The sequence below is a fragment of the Stenotrophomonas sp. SAU14A_NAIMI4_5 genome (assembly GCF_003086795.1).
GTDB lineage: Bacteria > Pseudomonadota > Gammaproteobacteria > Xanthomonadales > Xanthomonadaceae > Stenotrophomonas.
Map to the genome: position 1 here is coordinate 2,988,685 of NZ_CP026003.1, position 18,014 is coordinate 3,006,698.

Consider the following 18,014-nt stretch of genomic DNA (forward strand, 5'->3'; position numbering starts at 1 on the left):
CTGCCCGGCCGAATCGCCGTGGCAGGTTCAATCAAGCTTCACCACCAGCTTGCCGAAGTTGCGCCCCTGCAGCAGGCCGAAGAAGGCTTCCGGGGCACGCTGCAATCCTTCCACCACGTCCTCGCGGTACTGGATGCGCCCTTCGCGCAGCCACTGCGCCATCTCGCGCTCGAATTCCGGCCACAGGTGCTTGAAGTCATGCACGATGAAGCCGCGCACGGTCAGCCGCTGGCGCAGGATCTGGCTGAACAGTGCTGGCAACCGGTCCGGACCCGGTTGCTCGACACCGCGTGCGTTGTAGGTGGCGATGGTGCCGCAGACCGGAACACGCGCGAAATCGTTGAGCAGAGGCAGCACCGCGTCCAATACATGGCCGCCGACGTTCTCGAAGTAGACGTCGATGCCATCCGGCACCGCGTCGCGCAGCTGCGCGGCGAAGTCTGGCGCGCGATGGTCCAACGCCACGTCCACGCCCAGCGTGTGCAGGTAGGCCTGCTTGGCTGCACCCCCGGCGATGGCCACCACACGCGCGCCCTGCAGGCGCGCCAGCTGGGCAACGGTGGCGCCGACCGGCCCGCTCGCCGCCGCCACGACCAGCGTCTCGCCCGGCTTCAAGCGGGCAATTTCATGCAGGCTGGAATACGCGGTGAAGCCAGGCATGCCGAACACGCCCAACGCCGTGCTCAGCGGCAACCCGGCCACGTCGAGGCGGCGCCCCAGCGCGGCGGCCGGCAGCACCGCATGGGTCTGCCAGCCACCCGGTGCCAGCACATGGTCACCCACGGCAACATCGGCCACGGTGGACTGCAGCACCTCAGACACGGTCTGCCCTTCCATCACCGCGTCCAGCGCGACCGGCGCAGCATAGGACGGGCCATCGTCCATGCGTCCGCGCATGTACGGGTCCAGCGACAGGTAGCGGTTGCGCAGCAGCACCTCGCCTGGCTGCAGTGCCGGCAGCCGGGCCTGCTCGAGGCGGAAATTGGCATCGGTCGGCGCTCCCTGCGGGCGTGAGGCCAGGACGATGCGCGTGGTGTTGGTCGGGGTATCGGACATGGCAAGGGTCTCTGCTGCGGGCAGCATCGAAAAGGGAAAGCCGACGGTACGCCTCCGCCCCCGCCTTGGGCGGCGACGGAAACAGCGTTCCACCGGCCGCTGCACACGCAGCCCGGCACAGCCCCTGCCGCTGCGACTTTGCCGATATCGGCGCACCGCTGATTTCCGTCGCGGAGCACGCTCGCGGTGCATGCCCCCGCGCTGCCGGCATCCCCCGCCAACCAGCGGCCCGCGTTCCGCCGCGCACGCAGGATCAAGCACTTGCGCGCGCGCAGACGGCAATGTGAAGGTTTTTTGCCAAAACGCTTGCCGAATGCGGTCTACCTCCGTAACATGCGCGTCCTCGGCAGCGACCTCGCTGCAACGAAACAAGTGGCCGAGTAGCTCAGTTGGTAGAGCAGGGGATTGAAAATCCCCGTGTCGGCGGTTCGATTCCGTCCTCGGCCACCACTTTCGAAGGCCTGCAGAAATGCAGGTCTTTTTTTTCCGGCCACTGCGTCCGCGCGGTTGGCCTGCCAAACTGGCCGAGTAGCTCAGTTGGTAGAGCAGGGGATTGAAAATCCCCGTGTCGGCGGTTCGATTCCGTCCTCGGCCACCAGTTTGAAGACCTGCAGAAATGCAGGTCTTTTTTTTTGCCCCTTCGCTGCCCACGCATCTGTAGTACGGTCATTGGCTGACCGCATGGAGCGACGATGACATGGACGACAACCCCGCCCTGCCCCGATTGCAGCGATCGCTGCGACGCCTTCAATGGCTGGTCGCCGGCCTTGCCCTGCTGGTGGCTGCCCTGGCCGCGACGACCCTCTGGCTGCTTCTGCAGCGCCAGGCCCCGCTGCACATCGATGCGCTGACCACCCGCAGGCTGCAGGTGCTGGACGATCGTGGAATCGTGCGTGTGGAGATCAGCCAGGCCGCCATGAATGACGGCAGGCGCAGCCGGTCCGCCGGGCTGCTCATCTTTGACCGCACCGGCGCCGAGCGCGGCGGTTTTACCACCTACGACGATGGCGGCGTCAGCATTGCCCTGGATGCGCCGGTGGGTCGGGGCGAGGCACCGCTTCGTGACCGCATCGGCCTGACGGTCGACGCCGACGGCTCGTCACAGGTTCTGTTGACCGACAACCAGACCCGCGGCGTGGTGCACCTGCGCGCGAATGGCGAAGGCGGCGGGGGCGTGGATCTGTTCAAGTGGGAGATGGACAACGGCATCCTGCATACCCGCACCCTGACCCACGACGGCGAGGAATCCAGCCAAGCGCCATTCGGCCAGTAGCCTCGGATTCCCCGCCGGGGGCATTCACACCCCACCGCCGCCACTCGCCTACGCTCGAAGCTCTCGCCCGGAGCCTGCCCATGCCGATGCGCCTGCGCCCTGCCCTGTTGACCTGCCTGCTGCTGGCCGCCGCGCCGGCCTTCGCTGCCGAACCCGTGCGTGCAGTCGAGGCCCTGGACATCGACCGCTATGCCGGCCAATGGCACGAAATCGCGCACCTGCCGGTGTCGTTCCAGAAGCAGTGCGTGGGCGAGATCACCGCCAACTACGGGCTGCGCCGCGATGGCCGCATCAGCGTCACCAATGCCTGCCGCAACCGCGAGGGCGAACGGGTGGTGGCCGATGGCGTGGCACGCCCGGTTGAAGGCCAACCCGGCCAGCTGCAGGTGCGCTTCGCCCCGGACTGGCTGAGCTGGGTACCGCTGGTCTGGGCCGACTACTGGGTGATCGCGCTGGACCCGGAGTACCAGTGGGCGGTCGTTGGTGAACCCGACCGCAGGTATCTGTGGATCCTCTCGCGCCTGCCGGAGATGGACCGCACGCTGTTCGAGCAGCTCAAGGCCAAGGCCGAAGCGATGGGCTACGACCTGGCGCCGCTGAAGATGATGGCCCCGCTGCGCGATTCCGCGCCCACGCCCACGCCGGCCGACTGAACCCGGACCCTCCCGCCACCCACGGAGCACCCTTGCGGGCGCTTCGCGCGCGGCTGCGCGTCGCGCCCCTAACGTTGATGTTCACGCGCTACCCTCTGCGACGGGTCGCCGCGGGCGATCCATTCCACCATACGCCGTAGTATGCTTATCCCTCGCACCCCCTACAAAGGACCTGCGCCCATGCTCCACCGTTTCCGTTTCGCCTTGATCGTCCTGTGCACCCTGGCCCTGGCTGCTTGCAGCGATGGCATCGTCAAGCGTGTTTCGGAACCGGCGGCCAGCCTGCAGCAGCTCACCGTGGGCGCCGACGGCAACTGGACCGTGGCCCTGCGCCTGCAGAACTACAGCTCGATGCCCATGACGTTCGACGATGTCTCGCTGACCCTGACCGTCGGCGACACCGAAGCGGGCACCCTGCAGGCCAAGCCGGCCATCTCCATCGGCGGCACCTCGGCCGACGTCATCAACCTCAACCTGGTGCCCAGCTCCGGCGCGCGCCTGGTCGTGGCCGACGCCCTGGCCGGCAACCGCACCCTGGCCTATGGCCTGAAGGGCACGGTGGCCGCCACCCCGCAGGAAAAGAAGCAGCGCAGCTTCGACATCAGCGGCCGCAGCACCCTCAACCAGGCCCCGGGCCTGCCCGGCGTGCTGCGCTGAGATTCCCCATTCGCCGCGGCATTGCCTGCCGCGCCCTTTTGTCCTGATCGAGACGTCACCGATGAGCAGCTACACCGCCCCGCTTTCCGACCTCCGTTTCGCCCTGCACGACGTGCTCAAGGTCGAACCGCTGTTCGCCCGCCTGGGTTTCACCGACGCCACCGCCGACGTGGTCGATGCCGTGCTGGAAGAAGCCGGCCGTTTCAGCGCCAGCGTGCTGGCACCGCTCAACAGCGTGGGCGACGAGATCGGCTGCGTGCTCGACCAGGCCACCGGTGAAGTGACCACCCCGCCCGGCTTCAAGCAGGCCTACGACCAGTTCGTCGATGGCGGCTGGACCGGCCTGACCGCCGCACCGGAGCTGGGTGGCCAGGGCCTGCCGCACACCCTGGGTGTGCCGCTGAACGAAATGATCAACGCCGCCAACCTGGCGTGGGGCAATTTCCCGCTGCTCTCCCACGGCGCCATCGAAGCGCTGAAGCAGCACGGCGAGGCCTGGCAGCACGACGCCTTCCTCAAGCCGCTGATCGAAGGCCGCTGGACCGGCACCATGTGCCTGACCGAACCGCATTGCGGCACCGACCTGGGCCTGCTGAAGACCAAGGCCGAACCGAATGCCGATGGCAGCTACGCGATCACCGGCACCAAGATCTTCATCACCGCCGGCGAGCACGACCTGACTGAGAACATCGTGCACCTGGTGCTGGCCAAGCTGCCCGACGCCCCTCCGGGCGCCAAGGGCATCTCTCTGTTCGTCACCCCCAAGTACAAGGTCGACCGCGATGGCAACGTCGGCGAGCGCAATGCACTGCGCTGCGGCTCGATCGAGCACAAGATGGGCATCAAGGGTTCGGTCACCTGCGTGATGAACTTCGACGGTGCGCAGGGCTACCTGGTCGGCCAGCCGCACAAGGGCCTGCAGGCGATGTTCACCATGATGAACACCGCACGCCTGGGCGTCGGCCTGCAGGGCATCGGCCTGTCCGAGCGCGCCTACCAGAACGCGCTGAAGTACAGCCGTGAGCGCCTGCAGTCGCGCGCGCTCAGCGGCGCCAAGTTCCCGGAGAAGGCGGCCGACCCGATCCTGGTGCACCCGGACGTGCGCCGCATGCTGCTGACCATCAAGTCGCTGGTCGAAGGCAGCCGCCTGCTGGCCCTGCATGCGGCCACGCTGATCGATGTGGCGCACAGCGCCGACGATGCCGCCGAGCGTGAGCGCGCCGACACCCTGGTCAGCTTCCTCACCCCGATTTCCAAGGCCTGCCAGACCGAATGGGGCATCGAGAACACCTACAACGCCCTGCAGTGCTTCGGTGGCCACGGCTACATCCGCGAGCACGGCATGGAGCAGCTGGCCCGCGATGCGCGCATCACCACGCTGTATGAAGGCACCACCGGCATCCAGGCGCTGGACCTGATCGGCCGCAAGACCGCGTCCAGCCAGGGCGCCGGGCTGAAGCTGATGCTGGCCGAGATCGAAGCGTTCGCGAAGGAACACGAAGGCAACGAGGCACTGGCCGAGTTCATCGGCCCGCTGCAGGCCAAGGCCGCCGAGTGGGGCAAGCTGACCATGGACGTGCTCAAGCGCGCCGCCGGCAACCCGGACGAACTGGGCGCGGCCAGCTACGACTACCTGTTCTATTCGGGTTACGTGGTGCTGGCCTACTGGTGGGCCCGCAGCGTGGCCGCCGCCGACGCCAGCGCGCACGGCGCCGCCTTCGCCCAGGGCAAGCGCGAGACTGCCCGCTTCTACTTCGCCCGCGTCCTGCCGCGCACCCTCGCCCACGCCGCCGCGATGCAGGCCGGCGCCGCCCCGCTGATGGCGATGGACGACGAGCGCTTCGGCGCCTGAGCCCAGCCCCGACACCCCGGTAGTGCCGGCCGCTGGCCGGCAGTGGTAGATCCACGCCATGCGTGGATGTGGGGTCTGGATGCGGGGTCAGAGCCCTTTCCTGCGGAAAGGGATCCGACCCCGGCCCCAACGGTAGTGCCGGCCGCCGGCCGGCAGTGGTAGATCCACGCCATGCGTGGATGTGGGGTCTGGATGTGGGGTCAGAGCCCTTTCCTGCGGAAAGGGATCCGACCCCTCCTTCCACGCCCCGGAAGATCGAGGAACGCGCGGACCCGAATCATTGCGACCTGGATATCTCCCTCCAGGCGATATCCAAATCGCAATGATTCGGGTATAAGCTGTTTTCCCGATGGAGACAGACACTACACGCTTGGGTCTGATCGAAGCCGGAGCCTCGATTTCTGCTCCGGGCGCCGCGTCATCGCCCAATGCCAGCCCGCTGCATCGCCCCGGCACCGTCCGCCTGCTCTCGCTTGACGCCCACGGACGCGTCCTGGATTGGATCACCTGGCAGGACGCCGCCTGTCTCTACGCCCGCAATGCGGTGTCCTGGACACTGGGCGACCCGTGCCTGCACATCCACGGCGGCACCAACCGGCTCAGCGGCCTGCAGAGCGGCATGGACCTGCATCCGATCATCGCCGCCCGCGGCCACGCCCGCTCGCGCGCCCCGGACCCCACGCCGAACCTGACCAACCCGGCCCTGTTCGCCCGCGACGCCCACCTGTGCCTGTACTGCGGCCAGCAGTTCAACCGCCCCACCCTCACCCGCGACCACGTCATGCCGCTGTCCAAGGGCGGCCTGGACTGCTGGGAAAACGTGGTCACCGCCTGCTTCCAGTGCAACTCGCGCAAGAGCAACCGCACCCCGCAGCAGGCCAACATGCCCCTGCTGGCCATCCCCTACCGGCCCAGCTGGATCGAGCACCTGATCCTCTCCAACCGCAACATCCTGGCCGACCAGATGGCCTTCCTGAAGGCGCAGCTGCCCAAGCGATCCAAGCTCAGCACCTGAACACCGGCACCGGCAACCCTCACCGTCCTGTCACGGGCGGCGGCGTTTGCTTGCCCCACCCCCGATTGAGGGCGAAAATGGGCGTTCAGAATAAGTGCGAACACGATGATCGACTCTGCCCGCTATCCCCGCCTCGCGCGCATCCAGACGCCCGATGACCTGCGTACGTTCGACGAATCCGAAATGCGCGCGGTCGCCGATGAACTGCGCGCCTACCTGATCGAATCGGTGGGCAAGAGCGGTGGCCATTTCGCTGCCGGCCTGGGCGTGATCGAACTCACCGTGGCCCTGCACTACCTGTACCAGACCCCGCACGACCAGCTGGTCTGGGACGTCGGCCACCAGACGTACCCGCACAAGATCCTCACCGGCCGCCGCGACGAGATCCACACCGTCAAGCAGAAGGACGGCGTGGCGCCGTTCCCCAAGCGCGAGGAAAGCGAGTACGACACCTTCGGCGTCGGCCATTCCTCCACCTCGATCTCGGCGGCGCTGGGCATGGCCATCGCGCGCCAGTCGCAGGGCGATGACCGCAAGGTCGTGGCCGTCATCGGCGACGGCGCGATGACCGCCGGCATGGCCTTCGAGGCGCTGATGCACGCCGGCGGCATGGATCCGGAACCGAACCTGCTGGTGATCCTCAACGACAACAACATGTCGATCTCCGAGGCCGTCGGCGGGCTGACCAAGATGCTCGGCCGCGCCACCGGCAGCCGCACGCTCAACGCGCTGCGCGAAGGCGGCAAGAAGATCCTTGGCGACAAGAAGAACAATCCCGCGCGCTTCGTCAAGCGCTGGGAAGAACACTGGAAGGGCATGTTCGTGCCGTCCACCATGTTCGAGGAAATGGGCTTTCACTACACCGGCCCGATCGACGGCCACGACATGCCCGCCCTGCTGTCCACGCTGAAGACGCTGCGCGCCTCCAAAGGCCCGAAGCTGCTGCACGTGATGACCACCAAGGGCAAGGGTTACGAGCCGGCCGAGGGTGACCAGATCGGTTACCACGCGGTCGGTCCGTTCGATCCGGACAAGGGCCTGGTCGCCAAGACCGGCGCCAAGAAGCCGACCTATACCGACGTCTTCAGCGACTGGCTGTGCGATGCCGCCGCCGCCGAGCCGCGCCTGTACGGCATCACCCCGGCGATGCGCGAAGGCTCCGGCCTGGTGCGCTTCAGCAGGGAGTACCCGCAGCGCTACTTCGACGTGGCCATCGCCGAGCAGCATGCGGTGACCCTGGCCGCGGGCATGGCCACCCAGGGTGGCAAGCCGGTGGTGGCGATCTACTCCACCTTCCTGCAGCGCGCGTACGACCAGCTCGTGCATGACGTGGCCATCCAGGACCTGGACGTGCTGTTTGCGATCGACCGCGCCGGCGTGGTCGGCCCGGACGGTGCGACCCATGCTGGCAACCTGGACCTGAGCTTCCTGCGCTGCGTGCCGAACATGGTGGTGATGGCGCCGTCCAATGAAGCCGAATGCCGGCAGATGCTGAGCACCGGCCTGCAGCACCCGGGCCCGGCCGCCGTGCGCTACCCGCGCGGCACCGGCACCGGCGTGGATGCCGGCAGCGACCTGTCGACCCTGCCGATCGGCAAGGGCGAACTGCGCGTACAGGGCAGCCGCGTCGCCCTGCTGGCCTTCGGCAGCAGCGTGGCCGCCGCCGAACAGGTGGGCCGCGAGCTGGGCCTGAGCGTGGTCAACATGCGTTTCATCAAGCCGCTGGACCGCGAGCTGGTGCTGGCCATGGCCAACAGCCACGACGGCCTGGTGACGATCGAGGACAACGTGGTGGCCGGCGGCGCCGGTTCGGCCGTGGCCGAGCTGCTGAATGCCGAAGAGGTGCTGCGCCCGATCCTGCACCTGGGCCTGCCCGACAGCTTCCAGCACCACGCCAGCCGCGAGGACCTGCTGGCCGAAGCCGGTATCGATGCCGCCGGCATCCGCGCGGCAGTGCTGAAGCGCTGGCCGAAGCTGGCCAACGGTACGCCGCCGCTGAGCGCGGCGAGCTGAGTAGATCCACGCCGTGCGTGGATGACGCCCCCAGTAGATCCACGCCATGCGTGGATAAGGGGTCAGAGCCCTTTCCTGCGGAAAGGGATCCGACCCCAACCTCGACGCTCCAGTAGATCCACGCCGTGCGTGGATAAGGGGTCAGAGCCCTTTCCTGCGGAAAGGGATCCGACCCCAACCTCGACGCCCCGGTAGATCCACGCCATGCGTGGATGAGGGGTCAGAGCCCTTTCCTGCGGAAAGGGATCCGACCCCGACCTCGACGCCCCGGTAGATCCACGCCATGCGTGGATAAGGGGTCAGAGCCCTTTCCTGCGGAAAGGGATCCGACCCCGACGTAGACGCTCAGCCGTAGCTGACCGCCTCGACGAACGCGCCACTGGCTTCCACGCGCACTGCGGCACGCTGGCCGGTGTCGGTGAAATGCAGGCGCGCGAGGGTTTCGGCGAAATCGAAGGCACGGACACCGTCGCGGAACTCGATCGGTTCCGGCTTGTCCGGGTGCAGCACGCGCCACTGGCGCTGCTCACATTGCAGACGGATCAACATGCGTTGCTCACTCCTTGAACAGCGTATCGATGACGGTGGGCACACCGGGAGGCGCACTGCCCCCGGGTGCCGACGATACGAGGAATGAACTGTGATCGCCATCAGATTAATCTGAATCTGAATGACGAAAACGCCACCGTCGTCCGATCAGTTGATCTGGAACTGGGCCCGGCAGCCATCGCTGACCCACACACCCCGGCGGTCCCAGCCCCAGGTGCGGCCTTCCACGCAGGGGCTGCGCGAATCCTGCTTGACCAGGCGCACGTCGCGGCGGATGCGCGCGTCGCAGTACTTCTGCCGGCGATCGTTGGAATGGCAGGCGATCACCTGGCCACCGTTGCCGCCCCAGCCGCCGCCATGGCCCCAGCCACCGCCGCGGGATTCACCCACGAACTCGGCGCGGCAGCCCTGGGTCACCCACACACCACCGCGCGACTGGCCCCAGGTGCGGCCCTCCACGCACGCCGAGCCGGACAACTGCCGGATCAGCCGCGGACGCCCGTCCAGGCGGCATTCGTTGCTGCGGTTCTTGACCGACTCGCAGCGCACGATGCCACTGCCACGGTTGTCGTAGCGGTCGTCATGCCCGTAGTTCTGCGCCTGCGCGGCACCGGTGGCCGCCAACATCGGCAGCACCAGGCACGCCACGGTACCCCACCCCAACCCCCTGCCCGATCCTTTGCCCATTGCCATTTCTCCCGATGAATACGATGGCGCAAGCATCCGGGATTCCATGCGCGACGCACAGAGGGGGCAAGCGGCGCGGTTCCAAATCCGTTCAAGCAACCAAATCGGGCCTGACCAGACCAGCGCACGCGCGCACGTTCAGTGGCCGACCGCAACGCCGCCGTCCGGCGTACCCAGCTTCTCCTCGAACGCATAGGCAAACAACTCTGCGTCGTTGCTGATGCCGAGCTTGCGCATGGCCGAAAGACGCTGCCGGCTGATGGTGCTGACGGTCCGCCGCAACTGCGCGGCGATCTCGGTGATCGACGGCCCGGATACATACAGGCGCAGCACCTCCAGCTCCTTCGGCGACAGCACCGACAGCGACCGCTCGCGTCCGGCCTCCTGCAGGCAGGGCGCCAGCACGGGGTCCAGATAGAGGCGCCCCGCCAGCACCACGTCCACCGCTTCGCGCACGTTGTCCACGCCACTGCCCTTGTGGACCAGGCCGCGCACGCCCGAGCGCAGGGCCATGTGCAGCGAGGTCGCGTTGGTGATCATGGTGACCAGAATCACCGGCACATCAGGGTGATTGCGACTCAGCGCCTGCAACATCGCGTGGCCATCGGAGCGGCTGCCACCGGGCATGGAGAAATCGGTCACCACCAGGTCCACCAGCTCGCTGGCCAGGCAGGAGAGCAGCTGTTCGGCGCTGTGCGCCTCTGCCACCACGCGGTGCCGGCCGCCTGCCTCGACCACCACGCGGGTACCCAGCAGCACGATCGGATGATCGTCTGCAATGGCAATTCGAGTGAGCATGATGATTATCCCTGTGTAGCCACGCCGCAGTGCGCAACGAGAACGCTAATAATCCATCGGCGCGGCGTCAACTTAACATCGCGCCTTTTCGACGTTCCTCAGAACGCAGCTATTCGGCGGACTTTCAACTAATTGCATAAACCACAGGAAATCAAAACCAAAGCGAAACTTTCCCAATAGTTTCATGGCGTAAAATCCGGAAAGAGGATTACATGGCGCTCCCAGATCATTCACTGCGCCGAGCCCCATGGTCCGATTCCGTCGCTCATCTTTCGAGGATCCCAGCGAGCTGTTCGCGCCGCCACCGATGGCGCCGGCGACACTGCCGTCGGCCGCCCTGCCGTTCGTGCAGCAGCTGCGCATCCACCTCGCCGGCGACACCGCGATGCAGCGCCGGTCCGCCTATGCCGCGGTCATCCATGACGATGCGACGGTGTGCTGGCTGGATGCGAAAAACGACCGCATGATGACGACGGCACCCGCGCCGATCGCGCTGACACTGCTGCAGAAACTGCTGGCCGAGGAGCACCCGGCGTTGAGCCTGGCCCCGGTACCGCAGGAGTTGTTCGAGCAGCGCGCGATCGTGTCCAGCAACCTGCCGCTGCGCCCGTCCTTGTGGAACATCGGCCTGGCTGCAACGCGGCTCGACCGGCTGATGCCACCGCTGCAGATGGACGCAAAGCTGCGCCTGCGCCGCTGGCCGGATTTCCGCATCCTCGCGCACCGCCCCGACCACTTCCGTCTCTGTGCGCTGCTGATCAAACAGGGCGCCTCGGTGCAGGCGTGCTGCGAGATTCTCGACATGCCGCAACGCCCGGTGCAGTCGTTTTTCAACGCCGCCTTCCTCACCGCCTATGCCTTTCCGGTCATGGGTGAGGACGCACCGGTACGCCCCTCGCCCACCGACGGCCTCGTCAACCTGTGGCGCCAACTTCGTATCCGCTGGAGTGCATGACCGTGCGTGAGCACAAGATCGTAGTAATGGGCCCGCTCGGTGCCGGCAAATCCACCCTCGTGCAGACCCTCACCCAGGGCCGGGCCGTGGTGACCGAAGCGCGCAACACCGACCCCAGCGTGGGCAAGGAGTACACCACCGTGGCGATGGATTACGGCGACATCGACCTGCCCGGCGGCGACCGCCTGCGCCTGTATGGCTCGCCCGGGCAGGAACGCTTCTCGTACATCTGGCCGATCCTGCTGGCCGGTGCCGAAGGCGCAATCGTGCTGGTCGATGGCAGCAAGTGCGTCAACGCCACCCTCGCCGGCCAGCACCTGCAGGCGATTGCCGAGCACGCGCCGACCCTGCCGGTGGTCATCGGCATCACCAAGTGCGGGCGCACCGACGACCCGGTCCTGCCGCATTGGCAGGCCTGGCTGGGCGAGCACGCGCCGCACCTGCCCGCACTGCCGCTGGACCCGCGCGACATGAAGCAGGCCATCACTGCGATGGATCTGCTGATGAGCCAGATCGAATGCAACGCCATGGCGACCGCCGATGAATGACACCCTCCATGCCGCTGCGGCATTGAACGCGCTGGCACGCGACGTCTCCGGCATACAGGCCATCGTCGTCGCCAGCGCCGACGGATTCGCTCTCGCGCAGGCCGGCCCCAAGGGCAACGTCGCCGATCGCCTGGCCGCGATGACCAGCTCGATGCTGGGCTTGGCCAGCGCGCTCGGCCGCGAGCTGCGCTTTGGCGAGCTGGACACGCTGATCCTCGATGCCGCCGACGGCAAGGTGCTGATGCTGGCCATTCCCGGAAAGCAGCAGCGGCTGCTGATGACCGCCTGCGACCACAGCTGCGTCATTGGCAACGTCTTGTGGCACGCCAAGCAGTGCGTGCGCACGCTGGCCGACAACACGACCCGATGAATGTCCCTCTCTCTGCTCAGACGACTGTTTTCCTCCAAACACCCGCAACGGACCACTGAAATGAATACCGCGATCAACAAATGCCTCGACACGCTCATGCAGATCAACGGCGCGCAAGCCGTCGCACTGGTCGACTATGAAAGCGGAATGCTGCTTGGCGAAGCCGGTTCCGGCGTTGACATGGAACTGGCGGCCGCCGGCAACACCGAAGTGCTGCGCGCCAAGATGAAGACGGCCGAGGCGTTGAACCTCAATGACAGCATCGAGGACATCCTGATCACCCTTGGCCGCGCCTATCACGTGCTGCGCCCGGTGTCGGCCAAGAAGGGCCTGTTCTTCTACGTCGTGCTGGACCGGCAGAAGGCCAACCTGGCCCTCGCCCGCCGCATGGTGCTGGACGTGGAAAGCTCGCTGGCGCTGTAACGCACAGCCAGCCGAACACAGAATCGGGGAAGGGAATGCCGGGGCCGCTGGGGAGAGCGGCCCCGGCCCAGGGATGCCTCCCTGGTGGGGTTTCGCATCGTGGAGCCAGAACCATGCACGCATCTTCCCCCGCACACGCAGACCAATTACCGCCGCCCCGGCTTCGGTCTTGGGCGGCCGCAGCCATTTCCGCGTCGATCATCGCTGTTTACATCGTGATCCTGGCCATGCCCAGCGCAGGTAGCGACCGCCAGCGCGCTGAACTGCACGCTGCGCTCGCCGTTCTTGGCGGAGCGATTTCATGGGTGGAAGCCAGCTATGCCGACGGCGATCTGGAACCCGGCGACCGGCATCTCGGCTTGCCAGCCAGCGCGGCGTTCTGCGCGCGGTTGAGCATCCATCTGCCTGACAACGGGCGCGCCCGTCTCACCTGCCAGGTGCAGAGTGATGTATCTGCTGACGCCACCTTGATCCTGAAGCGCGAACCACAGGGCACCTGGCTCTGCGTGGCCGATGTGGCTGACGCCAGGTGGCTTCCAGGAACGTGCAGCGACCGCTGACCTGCGGCCGCCGGAACTTTTCCCTGCGCCCCGGCCACCATTCAATTAATCCTAAATTCGCGACACCAGCGCAATAGAAGCGCGCTTTTACCAGTTATTGAATATCCACCACCGCGAACTGGTGATTATCTATTGGCAAGCCGGAACTCAACACATTCCCGGCCGAACAATCAATCATCCGTACAGGGGAGGAAAACAATGAAAGAGCTGGAAAATCGCAGCCAGCGCGCAATCAGACCCGGCCAGAAGGGCTTCTCGCTCATCGAACTGATGGTGGTCGTCGCGATCATCGGAATCCTGGCGATGATCGCGCTCCCTCAATACCAGCGGTTCTCCGCGAAGGCCAAGTTGGCAGCAGCACTTGCAGAGGTCACTCCTGGAAAGATCGGGCTGGAGGCCCTGCTGGCAGAAGGTGCAGAACTGGCAGGTGTAGACGCTCAAACACTTGGCCTGCCCCTGCAGGGCTCCCGCTGCGAGTCGTTTGGCATTTCCCTGGATTCAATGGGCGGCACGAGCACTCTCGCATGCAGGCTCGTTGACGATGCTGCCTATGGCATCGGCAGCTTCAGCATCAATCTGATCCGCACGGGTGACGGAGAGTGGAACTGCGAAAGCGACGTTTACGACAAAAGCCTGCTTCCAGAGGCGTGCCGCGCGTCCTCATGACCTGAACAGGAAAAACCTTGGATGGCACGCCCCATCTCAACCGGATAAGCCCGTAGGCAACGTGACCGGACCTGCAGCAATGCGGTCCGGAGCCGGAGCAGAGGAAAGACATTTGAGCAAGCCGAGCGCACAACGATCGTGCCCCGCCACCGTGACCAACCGCCACAGTGGCTTCTCTCTTATTGAGCTGATGGTAGTTGTAGCAATCATCGGAATCCTTTCCATGATCGCGCTTCCGCAGTACCAGAAGTTCGCAGCCAGGGCCGTTGTCGCCGGCGCGCTCTCGGAGCTTGCGGCAGGCAAGGCTGGTGCGGAGGCTCTGATCGCTGAGGGAATCACCTTCACCGTAGTCGATGACCCCGCTCTGGTGGGACTTCCCTCAAAGGGAACACACTGCGAAGAATTCATCGCAGTCGGCGGCGGCACCAACTTCACTTTGGAATGTTTCCTGAAACGTGGAGGCTCGCTGTCGCTGACCCGCGACAGCCACACAAACATGTGGAGCTGCCTGGCCAGAGGCATGGATGAGAGCCTGCATCCGCAAGCATGTAGGCGTCGCTGAATCTTTCCGGATTTTTATCAACTGAAAGAACGTATCACCGGCCACCAACCGGTGCGTTCCATGTCTGGCATGGCTTCGAAGGGAGCCGCACGCACCACTTCAGCCCGAGCTTCCATTTTCGGCAATTACAAGTGGCCGCTTGAATATCAACAATCGAGAAACCTGCATGCACATTCCATTTCCGCAGGAAACTTACAGAATCAAAGGCTCAATCAGGAGCCGTGGTTTTTCTCTTATCGAACTGATGGTCGTTGTGGCGATCATCAGTATTCTCGGCATGATCGCCCTGCCGCAGTACCAGCGATTCGCCGCCAAAGCCAAATTGACTGCCGCGCTGTCCGAGGTCGCAGGCGCCAAGCCGGCGGTGGAGCTCATCATCGCCGAAGGCATGCAGGGCCTAGGACTAAGCGTGCCGACGCCGGAGCAGCTCGGTCTACCGACGGCCGGCAGATACTGCGAGCAATTCCTGGTAGGCCGCACCTCTGACAGCCTCAGCATCCAGTGCAGAGTAAAGCCCGACAGGTATCTGGGAACGTCGGTTTCGTTGATGCTTGAACGCGGCGGGCATACGCCCGGATGGAAGTGCACGACCTACCTCATGGATGAGAGCGTCCTGCCTGAAATGTGCCGCCGCTCCAGATAGCTCTGCCATACACGCCCTAGCGCCACATGCCGACAACAATGCTCCAGGAAATCTTGATGGCTGACGGAAGCAGGGAATGCTCTCAGCCGTCCATCACTCTCGTCATTGCAGACGCCAACCCGTGGATTCGCCACGAACTGAGTCTGCATGCCCGCCAAATACTGGGCATCAGCACCATCAGCGAAGCCCGCTCCCCCTCGGACGTCCTGCTGCAGATCGCCGACCCACGATGCCGTGTGCTCGTGATCGATCCCTGCATGCCAACCATCGGCCAGACCGACGGGGTGCCGCTGCTGCGGCGCATCTGCTGCCTGCGCCGCGACCTGCAGATCCTGGTGCTCGCCCGGCAACCGCAGCAATTGCTGCGCGACAAGGCGTTTCCCAGGCAGATCGCCCACGTCTACGGCAAGAACATCAGCGCAACCTGGCTGTGCCGCTTCGTCGACCGGGCCCTGGAGGAGGCCGAAGCCGCCTGACCTTCGTGCGCTGGCGACTCAGTGGCTGAAATGCACTGCGTCGACGGTGTTGCCCAGGGTCTCCACACGCACCGTGCTGTCCTGGCCGGTGCGGCGGTGGTGGTCGCTGGCGCGCCGCAGGGCGGCATCGAAGGCGGCGGCACCGCTGCTGAAGGGTTCGGCGACCGCGGTCGCCGGATCCAGGACGGACCAGTGCGCGGCACTGCATTTGACGGTAATGACCATGGTGGACTCCTTGAAGGGAAGGGGCTGCGGCGCCGGGGCGCCTGCGGTTGCCGCCTACCCTAGGCAGCCCGTCAGGGAGTGCCTATCGGATTAGTACGAAAATTCCTGACCAGAACGTCAGAACACCACCCCCATCACATCCCTGAGTCGGTTTAGTGAAAGTTTTCCGTGACTCTTGTCACGAAGTCAGCCGCGCTTCACACTACCGTCACTAACAGGGGCCCCTCCCACATGCGCACCTCGCTTCCGATGCAGCGTTCGACCTTGCTGAAGTTCTACTTCGTGGCCAGCTATCTGGTCCTGCTCGAGGAACTGGTGCGCGCCAGCATCAGTTGAGCGCTTGTCGCCCGCGCGGATGCGGCCGACACTGAGGCCCCCGCACCCGAGACCACGCCGATGAAGACCGCCCTCCTGCCGGTGCTGCTGATGCTGGCCATGGGCGGTTGCGCCCAGCCCGAACCCGCACCTGTCCGCGACCCGGCCACCGCCGCGCCCGTTGTCGGTGGCGATCGCGACGCGCGCGGCTGCATTGGCTCGGCCGGCTACCAGTGGTGCCAGCGCAGCGGACGCTGCGAACGGCCGTGGGAGCTGGCCCAGGCACAGGGCCTGGCAAACACCGCCGAAGCCATCGACACGTGGTGTGCGCTGCCGCCCACGCCCGCGCGGAAGTAAACTTCCCGCATGCCCGACCTCAGCCCCCTGCCCCGCCTCGAGCCGGGCCGTTACCGCCACTTCAAGGGCGGTCTGTATGAAGTAATCGATATCGTGCGCAGCAGCGAGACCCTGCAGCCGCAGGTGCTGTACCGTGCCCTGTACGGCGAAGGCGGCCTGTGGGTGCGCCCGTACGCCATGTTCGTCGAGCAGGTACCGGGCGAGCACGGCCCGCAGCCGCGTTTCGCCCGCATCGACGACTGAGTGCCCCTCACATCGTTCCCACGCCAGACCGGCGCATGCTGGCGCGCCTCCCTCTTGTGATGCTCTCATGCGCCTGGCTTCTGTCGCGGTTCTGCTGGTGGCGGCCGTCGGTTCTGCCCGTGCTGACGACTCATCCGTGCCCGGCTTCGACCGCCCAGGCCTCGGCTTCTCAACCGATACGGTCAAGCCCCGGAAAGTCGCGCTGGAATTTGGATTTCCCACCTATGAGCGTACCCACGATGCGTCGGGCACTTCCCGTGAGGTGACCAGCTCTGCCCTGCTCCGCACCGGCCTGACCGAGGCGATGGAACTGCAGGTTCAGGCGTCGCCTTGGACCCGGCGTCGAATCACGGCTGCAGGGGTTGCGGCAACAACCGACGAAGGCATTGGCGATACAACGGTGTCGCTGAAGTGGGCCGGACCGGGAAGCAGCGAGACCACCTCTTGGGCCCTGCGTGCTTCGGCGGTCGTCGACACCGGCAGGTCCTCATTCAGCGACGGCCGCCAGTATGCGCTGGCTGCCAGTGTCGAACACCAGTTAAGTGATCGCTGGACGGGCGCCTTCTATGCCAGCCACCAGCGTGGGGCGGGAAGCCACAGTTCCACCTGGTCTCCCAGCGTGTCGTTTGAGGCAACCGAACGCCTCGGGATATTTATCGAGGCAGGCTTCACGGCAACGAGTGATGAACCCCACGAGGCTGTGGCGGGCGCGGGGGTCACCTGGGCGTTCACCCCACGGATACAGCTCGATGCGTCGTTTGATGCAGGACTGGATGAAAAAAGCCCGGACCTTCAGGCCGGGCTCGGTGTATCGATATTTCTCGAGTGAGGGGCTGAACGCCCCCTCTCGCCCTGCCCCACTAGGTGACCTTCTTGGCCACGGTCATGCCGAGCAGGAACAGCACAACGGCGATGATGATGCCGGCCCAGAACAGGAACTTGGCGATGCCGACCGAAGCGCCGGCAATGCCGCCAAACCCGAGGGCGCCGGCGATGAGGCCGATGATGGCAAAGATGATGGCCCACTTGATCATGTCGATCCTTTCCCTTGGGGAATGCTGACGGTATGAACAGGTTAAGCAGCTTCCGATGCCCGCCCTGTGAGCGCGCCGCGCGCG

Annotated in this window: 24 protein-coding genes and 2 tRNA genes; 20 read left to right on the forward strand and 6 right to left on the reverse strand. The window is 65.6% G+C overall.

Translation table 11 applies throughout. The features are described 5' to 3' along the window. Nucleotides 1-27 precede the first annotated feature (27 nt). Nucleotides 28-1,056 (reverse strand): NADP-dependent oxidoreductase, encoded by a 1,029-nt coding sequence (locus C1925_RS13940; RefSeq protein WP_159097529.1) that lies wholly within the window; start codon nt 1,054-1,056, stop codon nt 28-30. A 374-nt stretch (nt 1,057-1,430) separates the two neighbouring features. Here C1925_RS13940 and C1925_RS13945 point away from each other — a divergent pair. The 8 genes from C1925_RS13945 (at nt 1,431) to dxs (ending at nt 8,519) form a co-directional block, all read left to right on the forward strand. Beyond that, nucleotides 1,431-1,506, forward strand: a tRNA-Phe gene (locus C1925_RS13945). Between the two features lie 72 nt (nt 1,507-1,578). Further along, nucleotides 1,579-1,654, forward strand: a tRNA-Phe gene (locus C1925_RS13950). A gap of 99 nt (nt 1,655-1,753) precedes the next feature. After that, nucleotides 1,754-2,329, forward strand: coding sequence for a hypothetical protein (locus C1925_RS13955; RefSeq protein WP_108769412.1), 576 nt, complete (start codon nt 1,754-1,756; stop codon nt 2,327-2,329). Between the two features lie 86 nt (nt 2,330-2,415). After that, nucleotides 2,416-2,982 carry a lipocalin family protein gene (locus tag C1925_RS13960; protein ID WP_108770721.1) on the forward strand — a complete coding sequence of 189 codons (567 nt, stop codon included), beginning with the start codon at nt 2,416-2,418 and terminating at the stop codon, nt 2,980-2,982. A gap of 180 nt (nt 2,983-3,162) precedes the next feature. Further along, a complete protein-coding gene (locus tag C1925_RS13965; RefSeq protein WP_108769413.1) occupies nt 3,163-3,639 on the forward strand; it encodes an LEA type 2 family protein in 477 nt (158 codons plus the stop codon). Nucleotides 3,640-3,700: 61 nt separating this feature from the next. Then, nucleotides 3,701-5,491, forward strand: a complete 1,791-nt coding sequence (locus C1925_RS13970) for an acyl-CoA dehydrogenase C-terminal domain-containing protein (protein ID WP_108769414.1) — start codon at nt 3,701-3,703, stop codon at nt 5,489-5,491. A gap of 349 nt (nt 5,492-5,840) precedes the next feature. After that, on the forward strand, nt 5,841-6,506 hold the full coding sequence (locus C1925_RS13975; protein WP_079222565.1) for an HNH endonuclease: 666 nt from the start codon (nt 5,841-5,843) through the stop codon (nt 6,504-6,506). Between the two features lie 105 nt (nt 6,507-6,611). Next, a complete protein-coding gene (dxs, locus tag C1925_RS13980; protein ID WP_108769415.1) occupies nt 6,612-8,519 on the forward strand; it encodes a 1-deoxy-D-xylulose-5-phosphate synthase in 1,908 nt (635 codons plus the stop codon). Nucleotides 8,520-8,864: 345 nt separating this feature from the next. On the opposite strand, the gene C1925_RS13985 is transcribed toward dxs, so the two are convergent. The 3 genes from C1925_RS13985 to C1925_RS13995 form a co-directional block, all read right to left on the reverse strand. Next, complete coding sequence (locus C1925_RS13985) at nt 8,865-9,068, reverse strand: hypothetical protein (RefSeq protein ID WP_108769416.1); 204 nt, start codon at nt 9,066-9,068, stop codon at nt 8,865-8,867. A gap of 147 nt (nt 9,069-9,215) precedes the next feature. After that, entirely contained in the window at nt 9,216-9,695 is a 480-nt protein-coding gene (locus tag C1925_RS13990) for a DUF3011 domain-containing protein (RefSeq protein WP_343125657.1), read from the reverse strand. Between the two features lie 198 nt (nt 9,696-9,893). Then, entirely contained in the window at nt 9,894-10,553 is a 660-nt protein-coding gene (locus C1925_RS13995; protein ID WP_108769418.1) for a response regulator transcription factor, read from the reverse strand. A gap of 346 nt (nt 10,554-10,899) precedes the next feature. On the opposite strand from C1925_RS13995, the gene C1925_RS14000 reads away from it, so the two are divergent. The 9 genes from C1925_RS14000 (at nt 10,900) to C1925_RS14040 (ending at nt 15,756) form a co-directional block, all read left to right on the forward strand. Continuing rightward, the gene (locus C1925_RS14000) at nt 10,900-11,508 is read left to right on the forward strand and encodes a hypothetical protein (protein ID WP_254051324.1); all 609 of its coding nucleotides are present in this window, start codon (nt 10,900-10,902) and stop codon (nt 11,506-11,508) included. Further along, nucleotides 11,505-12,056, forward strand: a complete 552-nt coding sequence (locus tag C1925_RS14005; protein WP_108769419.1) for a GTP-binding protein — start codon at nt 11,505-11,507, stop codon at nt 12,054-12,056. Before C1925_RS14000 ends, C1925_RS14005 begins: the two co-directional genes overlap by 4 nt. After that, nucleotides 12,049-12,426 carry a roadblock/LC7 domain-containing protein gene (locus C1925_RS14010; protein ID WP_108769420.1) on the forward strand — a complete coding sequence of 126 codons (378 nt, stop codon included), beginning with the start codon at nt 12,049-12,051 and terminating at the stop codon, nt 12,424-12,426. The genes C1925_RS14005 and C1925_RS14010 overlap by 8 nt, the downstream gene beginning before the upstream one ends. Before the next feature lie 96 nt (nt 12,427-12,522). Continuing rightward, nucleotides 12,523-12,849: a hypothetical protein gene (locus C1925_RS14015; protein WP_216822007.1), complete on the forward strand. Its 327-nt coding sequence runs from the start codon at nt 12,523-12,525 to the stop codon at nt 12,847-12,849. 113 nt (nt 12,850-12,962) lie between these two features. After that, nucleotides 12,963-13,409: a pilin gene (locus C1925_RS14020; RefSeq protein WP_254051325.1), complete on the forward strand. Its 447-nt coding sequence runs from the start codon at nt 12,963-12,965 to the stop codon at nt 13,407-13,409. A 198-nt stretch (nt 13,410-13,607) separates the two neighbouring features. Beyond that, a complete protein-coding gene (locus tag C1925_RS14025) occupies nt 13,608-14,075 on the forward strand; it encodes a pilin (protein WP_108769422.1) in 468 nt (155 codons plus the stop codon). Between the two features lie 112 nt (nt 14,076-14,187). Next, the gene (locus C1925_RS21465; protein WP_301553957.1) at nt 14,188-14,637 is read left to right on the forward strand and encodes a pilin; all 450 of its coding nucleotides are present in this window, start codon (nt 14,188-14,190) and stop codon (nt 14,635-14,637) included. A 139-nt stretch (nt 14,638-14,776) separates the two neighbouring features. Further along, nucleotides 14,777-15,280 carry a prepilin-type N-terminal cleavage/methylation domain-containing protein gene (locus C1925_RS21470; RefSeq protein ID WP_301553958.1) on the forward strand — a complete coding sequence of 168 codons (504 nt, stop codon included), beginning with the start codon at nt 14,777-14,779 and terminating at the stop codon, nt 15,278-15,280. A 56-nt stretch (nt 15,281-15,336) separates the two neighbouring features. Beyond that, nucleotides 15,337-15,756 (forward strand): hypothetical protein, encoded by a 420-nt coding sequence (locus tag C1925_RS14040; protein WP_159097530.1) that lies wholly within the window; start codon nt 15,337-15,339, stop codon nt 15,754-15,756. 18 nt (nt 15,757-15,774) lie between these two features. Here the strand turns inward: C1925_RS14040 and C1925_RS14045 are convergent, their stop codons facing one another. Further along, on the reverse strand, nt 15,775-15,981 hold the full coding sequence (locus C1925_RS14045; protein WP_108769426.1) for a hypothetical protein: 207 nt from the start codon (nt 15,979-15,981) through the stop codon (nt 15,775-15,777). Nucleotides 15,982-16,377: 396 nt separating this feature from the next. Here C1925_RS14045 and C1925_RS14050 point away from each other — a divergent pair, with 396 nt between their 5' ends. The 3 genes from C1925_RS14050 (at nt 16,378) to C1925_RS14060 (ending at nt 17,725) form a co-directional block, all read left to right on the forward strand. After that, on the forward strand, nt 16,378-16,653 hold the full coding sequence (locus tag C1925_RS14050) for a hypothetical protein (protein WP_108769427.1): 276 nt from the start codon (nt 16,378-16,380) through the stop codon (nt 16,651-16,653). A 9-nt stretch (nt 16,654-16,662) separates the two neighbouring features. After that, the gene (locus C1925_RS14055; protein WP_108769428.1) at nt 16,663-16,896 is read left to right on the forward strand and encodes a DUF1653 domain-containing protein; all 234 of its coding nucleotides are present in this window, start codon (nt 16,663-16,665) and stop codon (nt 16,894-16,896) included. Nucleotides 16,897-16,963: 67 nt separating this feature from the next. Then, the gene (locus tag C1925_RS14060) at nt 16,964-17,725 is read left to right on the forward strand and encodes a transporter (protein WP_108769429.1); all 762 of its coding nucleotides are present in this window, start codon (nt 16,964-16,966) and stop codon (nt 17,723-17,725) included. 31 nt (nt 17,726-17,756) lie between these two features. Here C1925_RS14060 and C1925_RS14065 read toward each other — a convergent pair whose 3' ends face one another. After that, a complete protein-coding gene (locus C1925_RS14065; protein WP_108769430.1) occupies nt 17,757-17,930 on the reverse strand; it encodes a DUF1328 domain-containing protein in 174 nt (57 codons plus the stop codon). Nucleotides 17,931-18,014: the final 84 nt, after the last annotated feature.

Bases quoted from the DNA above. Each gene is read 5' to 3' on its own strand.
- C1925_RS13940 (WP_159097529.1), bottom strand. From the start codon at position 1,056: ATGTCCGATACCCCGACCAACACCACGCGCATCGTCCTGGCCTCACGC.
- C1925_RS13955 (WP_108769412.1), top strand. From the start codon at position 1,754: ATGGACGACAACCCCGCCCTGCCCCGATTGCAGCGATCGCTGCGACGC.
- C1925_RS13960 (WP_108770721.1), top strand. From the start codon at position 2,416: ATGCGCCTGCGCCCTGCCCTGTTGACCTGCCTGCTGCTGGCCGCCGCG.
- C1925_RS13965 (WP_108769413.1), top strand. From the start codon at position 3,163: ATGCTCCACCGTTTCCGTTTCGCCTTGATCGTCCTGTGCACCCTGGCC.
- C1925_RS13970 (WP_108769414.1), top strand. From the start codon at position 3,701: ATGAGCAGCTACACCGCCCCGCTTTCCGACCTCCGTTTCGCCCTGCAC.
- C1925_RS13975 (WP_079222565.1), top strand. From the start codon at position 5,841: ATGGAGACAGACACTACACGCTTGGGTCTGATCGAAGCCGGAGCCTCG.
- dxs (WP_108769415.1), top strand. From the start codon at position 6,612: ATGATCGACTCTGCCCGCTATCCCCGCCTCGCGCGCATCCAGACGCCC.
- C1925_RS13985 (WP_108769416.1), bottom strand. From the start codon at position 9,068: ATGTTGATCCGTCTGCAATGTGAGCAGCGCCAGTGGCGCGTGCTGCAC.
- C1925_RS13990 (WP_343125657.1), bottom strand. From the start codon at position 9,695: ATGTTGGCGGCCACCGGTGCCGCGCAGGCGCAGAACTACGGGCATGAC.
- C1925_RS13995 (WP_108769418.1), bottom strand. From the start codon at position 10,553: ATGCTCACTCGAATTGCCATTGCAGACGATCATCCGATCGTGCTGCTG.
- C1925_RS14005 (WP_108769419.1), top strand. From the start codon at position 11,505: ATGACCGTGCGTGAGCACAAGATCGTAGTAATGGGCCCGCTCGGTGCC.
- C1925_RS14010 (WP_108769420.1), top strand. From the start codon at position 12,049: ATGAATGACACCCTCCATGCCGCTGCGGCATTGAACGCGCTGGCACGC.
- C1925_RS14015 (WP_216822007.1), top strand. From the start codon at position 12,523: ATGCAGATCAACGGCGCGCAAGCCGTCGCACTGGTCGACTATGAAAGC.
- C1925_RS14020 (WP_254051325.1), top strand. From the start codon at position 12,963: ATGCACGCATCTTCCCCCGCACACGCAGACCAATTACCGCCGCCCCGG.
- C1925_RS14025 (WP_108769422.1), top strand. From the start codon at position 13,608: ATGAAAGAGCTGGAAAATCGCAGCCAGCGCGCAATCAGACCCGGCCAG.
- C1925_RS14040 (WP_159097530.1), top strand. From the start codon at position 15,337: ATGGCTGACGGAAGCAGGGAATGCTCTCAGCCGTCCATCACTCTCGTC.
- C1925_RS14045 (WP_108769426.1), bottom strand. From the start codon at position 15,981: ATGGTCATTACCGTCAAATGCAGTGCCGCGCACTGGTCCGTCCTGGAT.
- C1925_RS14050 (WP_108769427.1), top strand. From the start codon at position 16,378: ATGAAGACCGCCCTCCTGCCGGTGCTGCTGATGCTGGCCATGGGCGGT.
- C1925_RS14055 (WP_108769428.1), top strand. From the start codon at position 16,663: ATGCCCGACCTCAGCCCCCTGCCCCGCCTCGAGCCGGGCCGTTACCGC.
- C1925_RS14060 (WP_108769429.1), top strand. From the start codon at position 16,964: ATGCGCCTGGCTTCTGTCGCGGTTCTGCTGGTGGCGGCCGTCGGTTCT.
- C1925_RS14065 (WP_108769430.1), bottom strand. From the start codon at position 17,930: ATGATCAAGTGGGCCATCATCTTTGCCATCATCGGCCTCATCGCCGGC.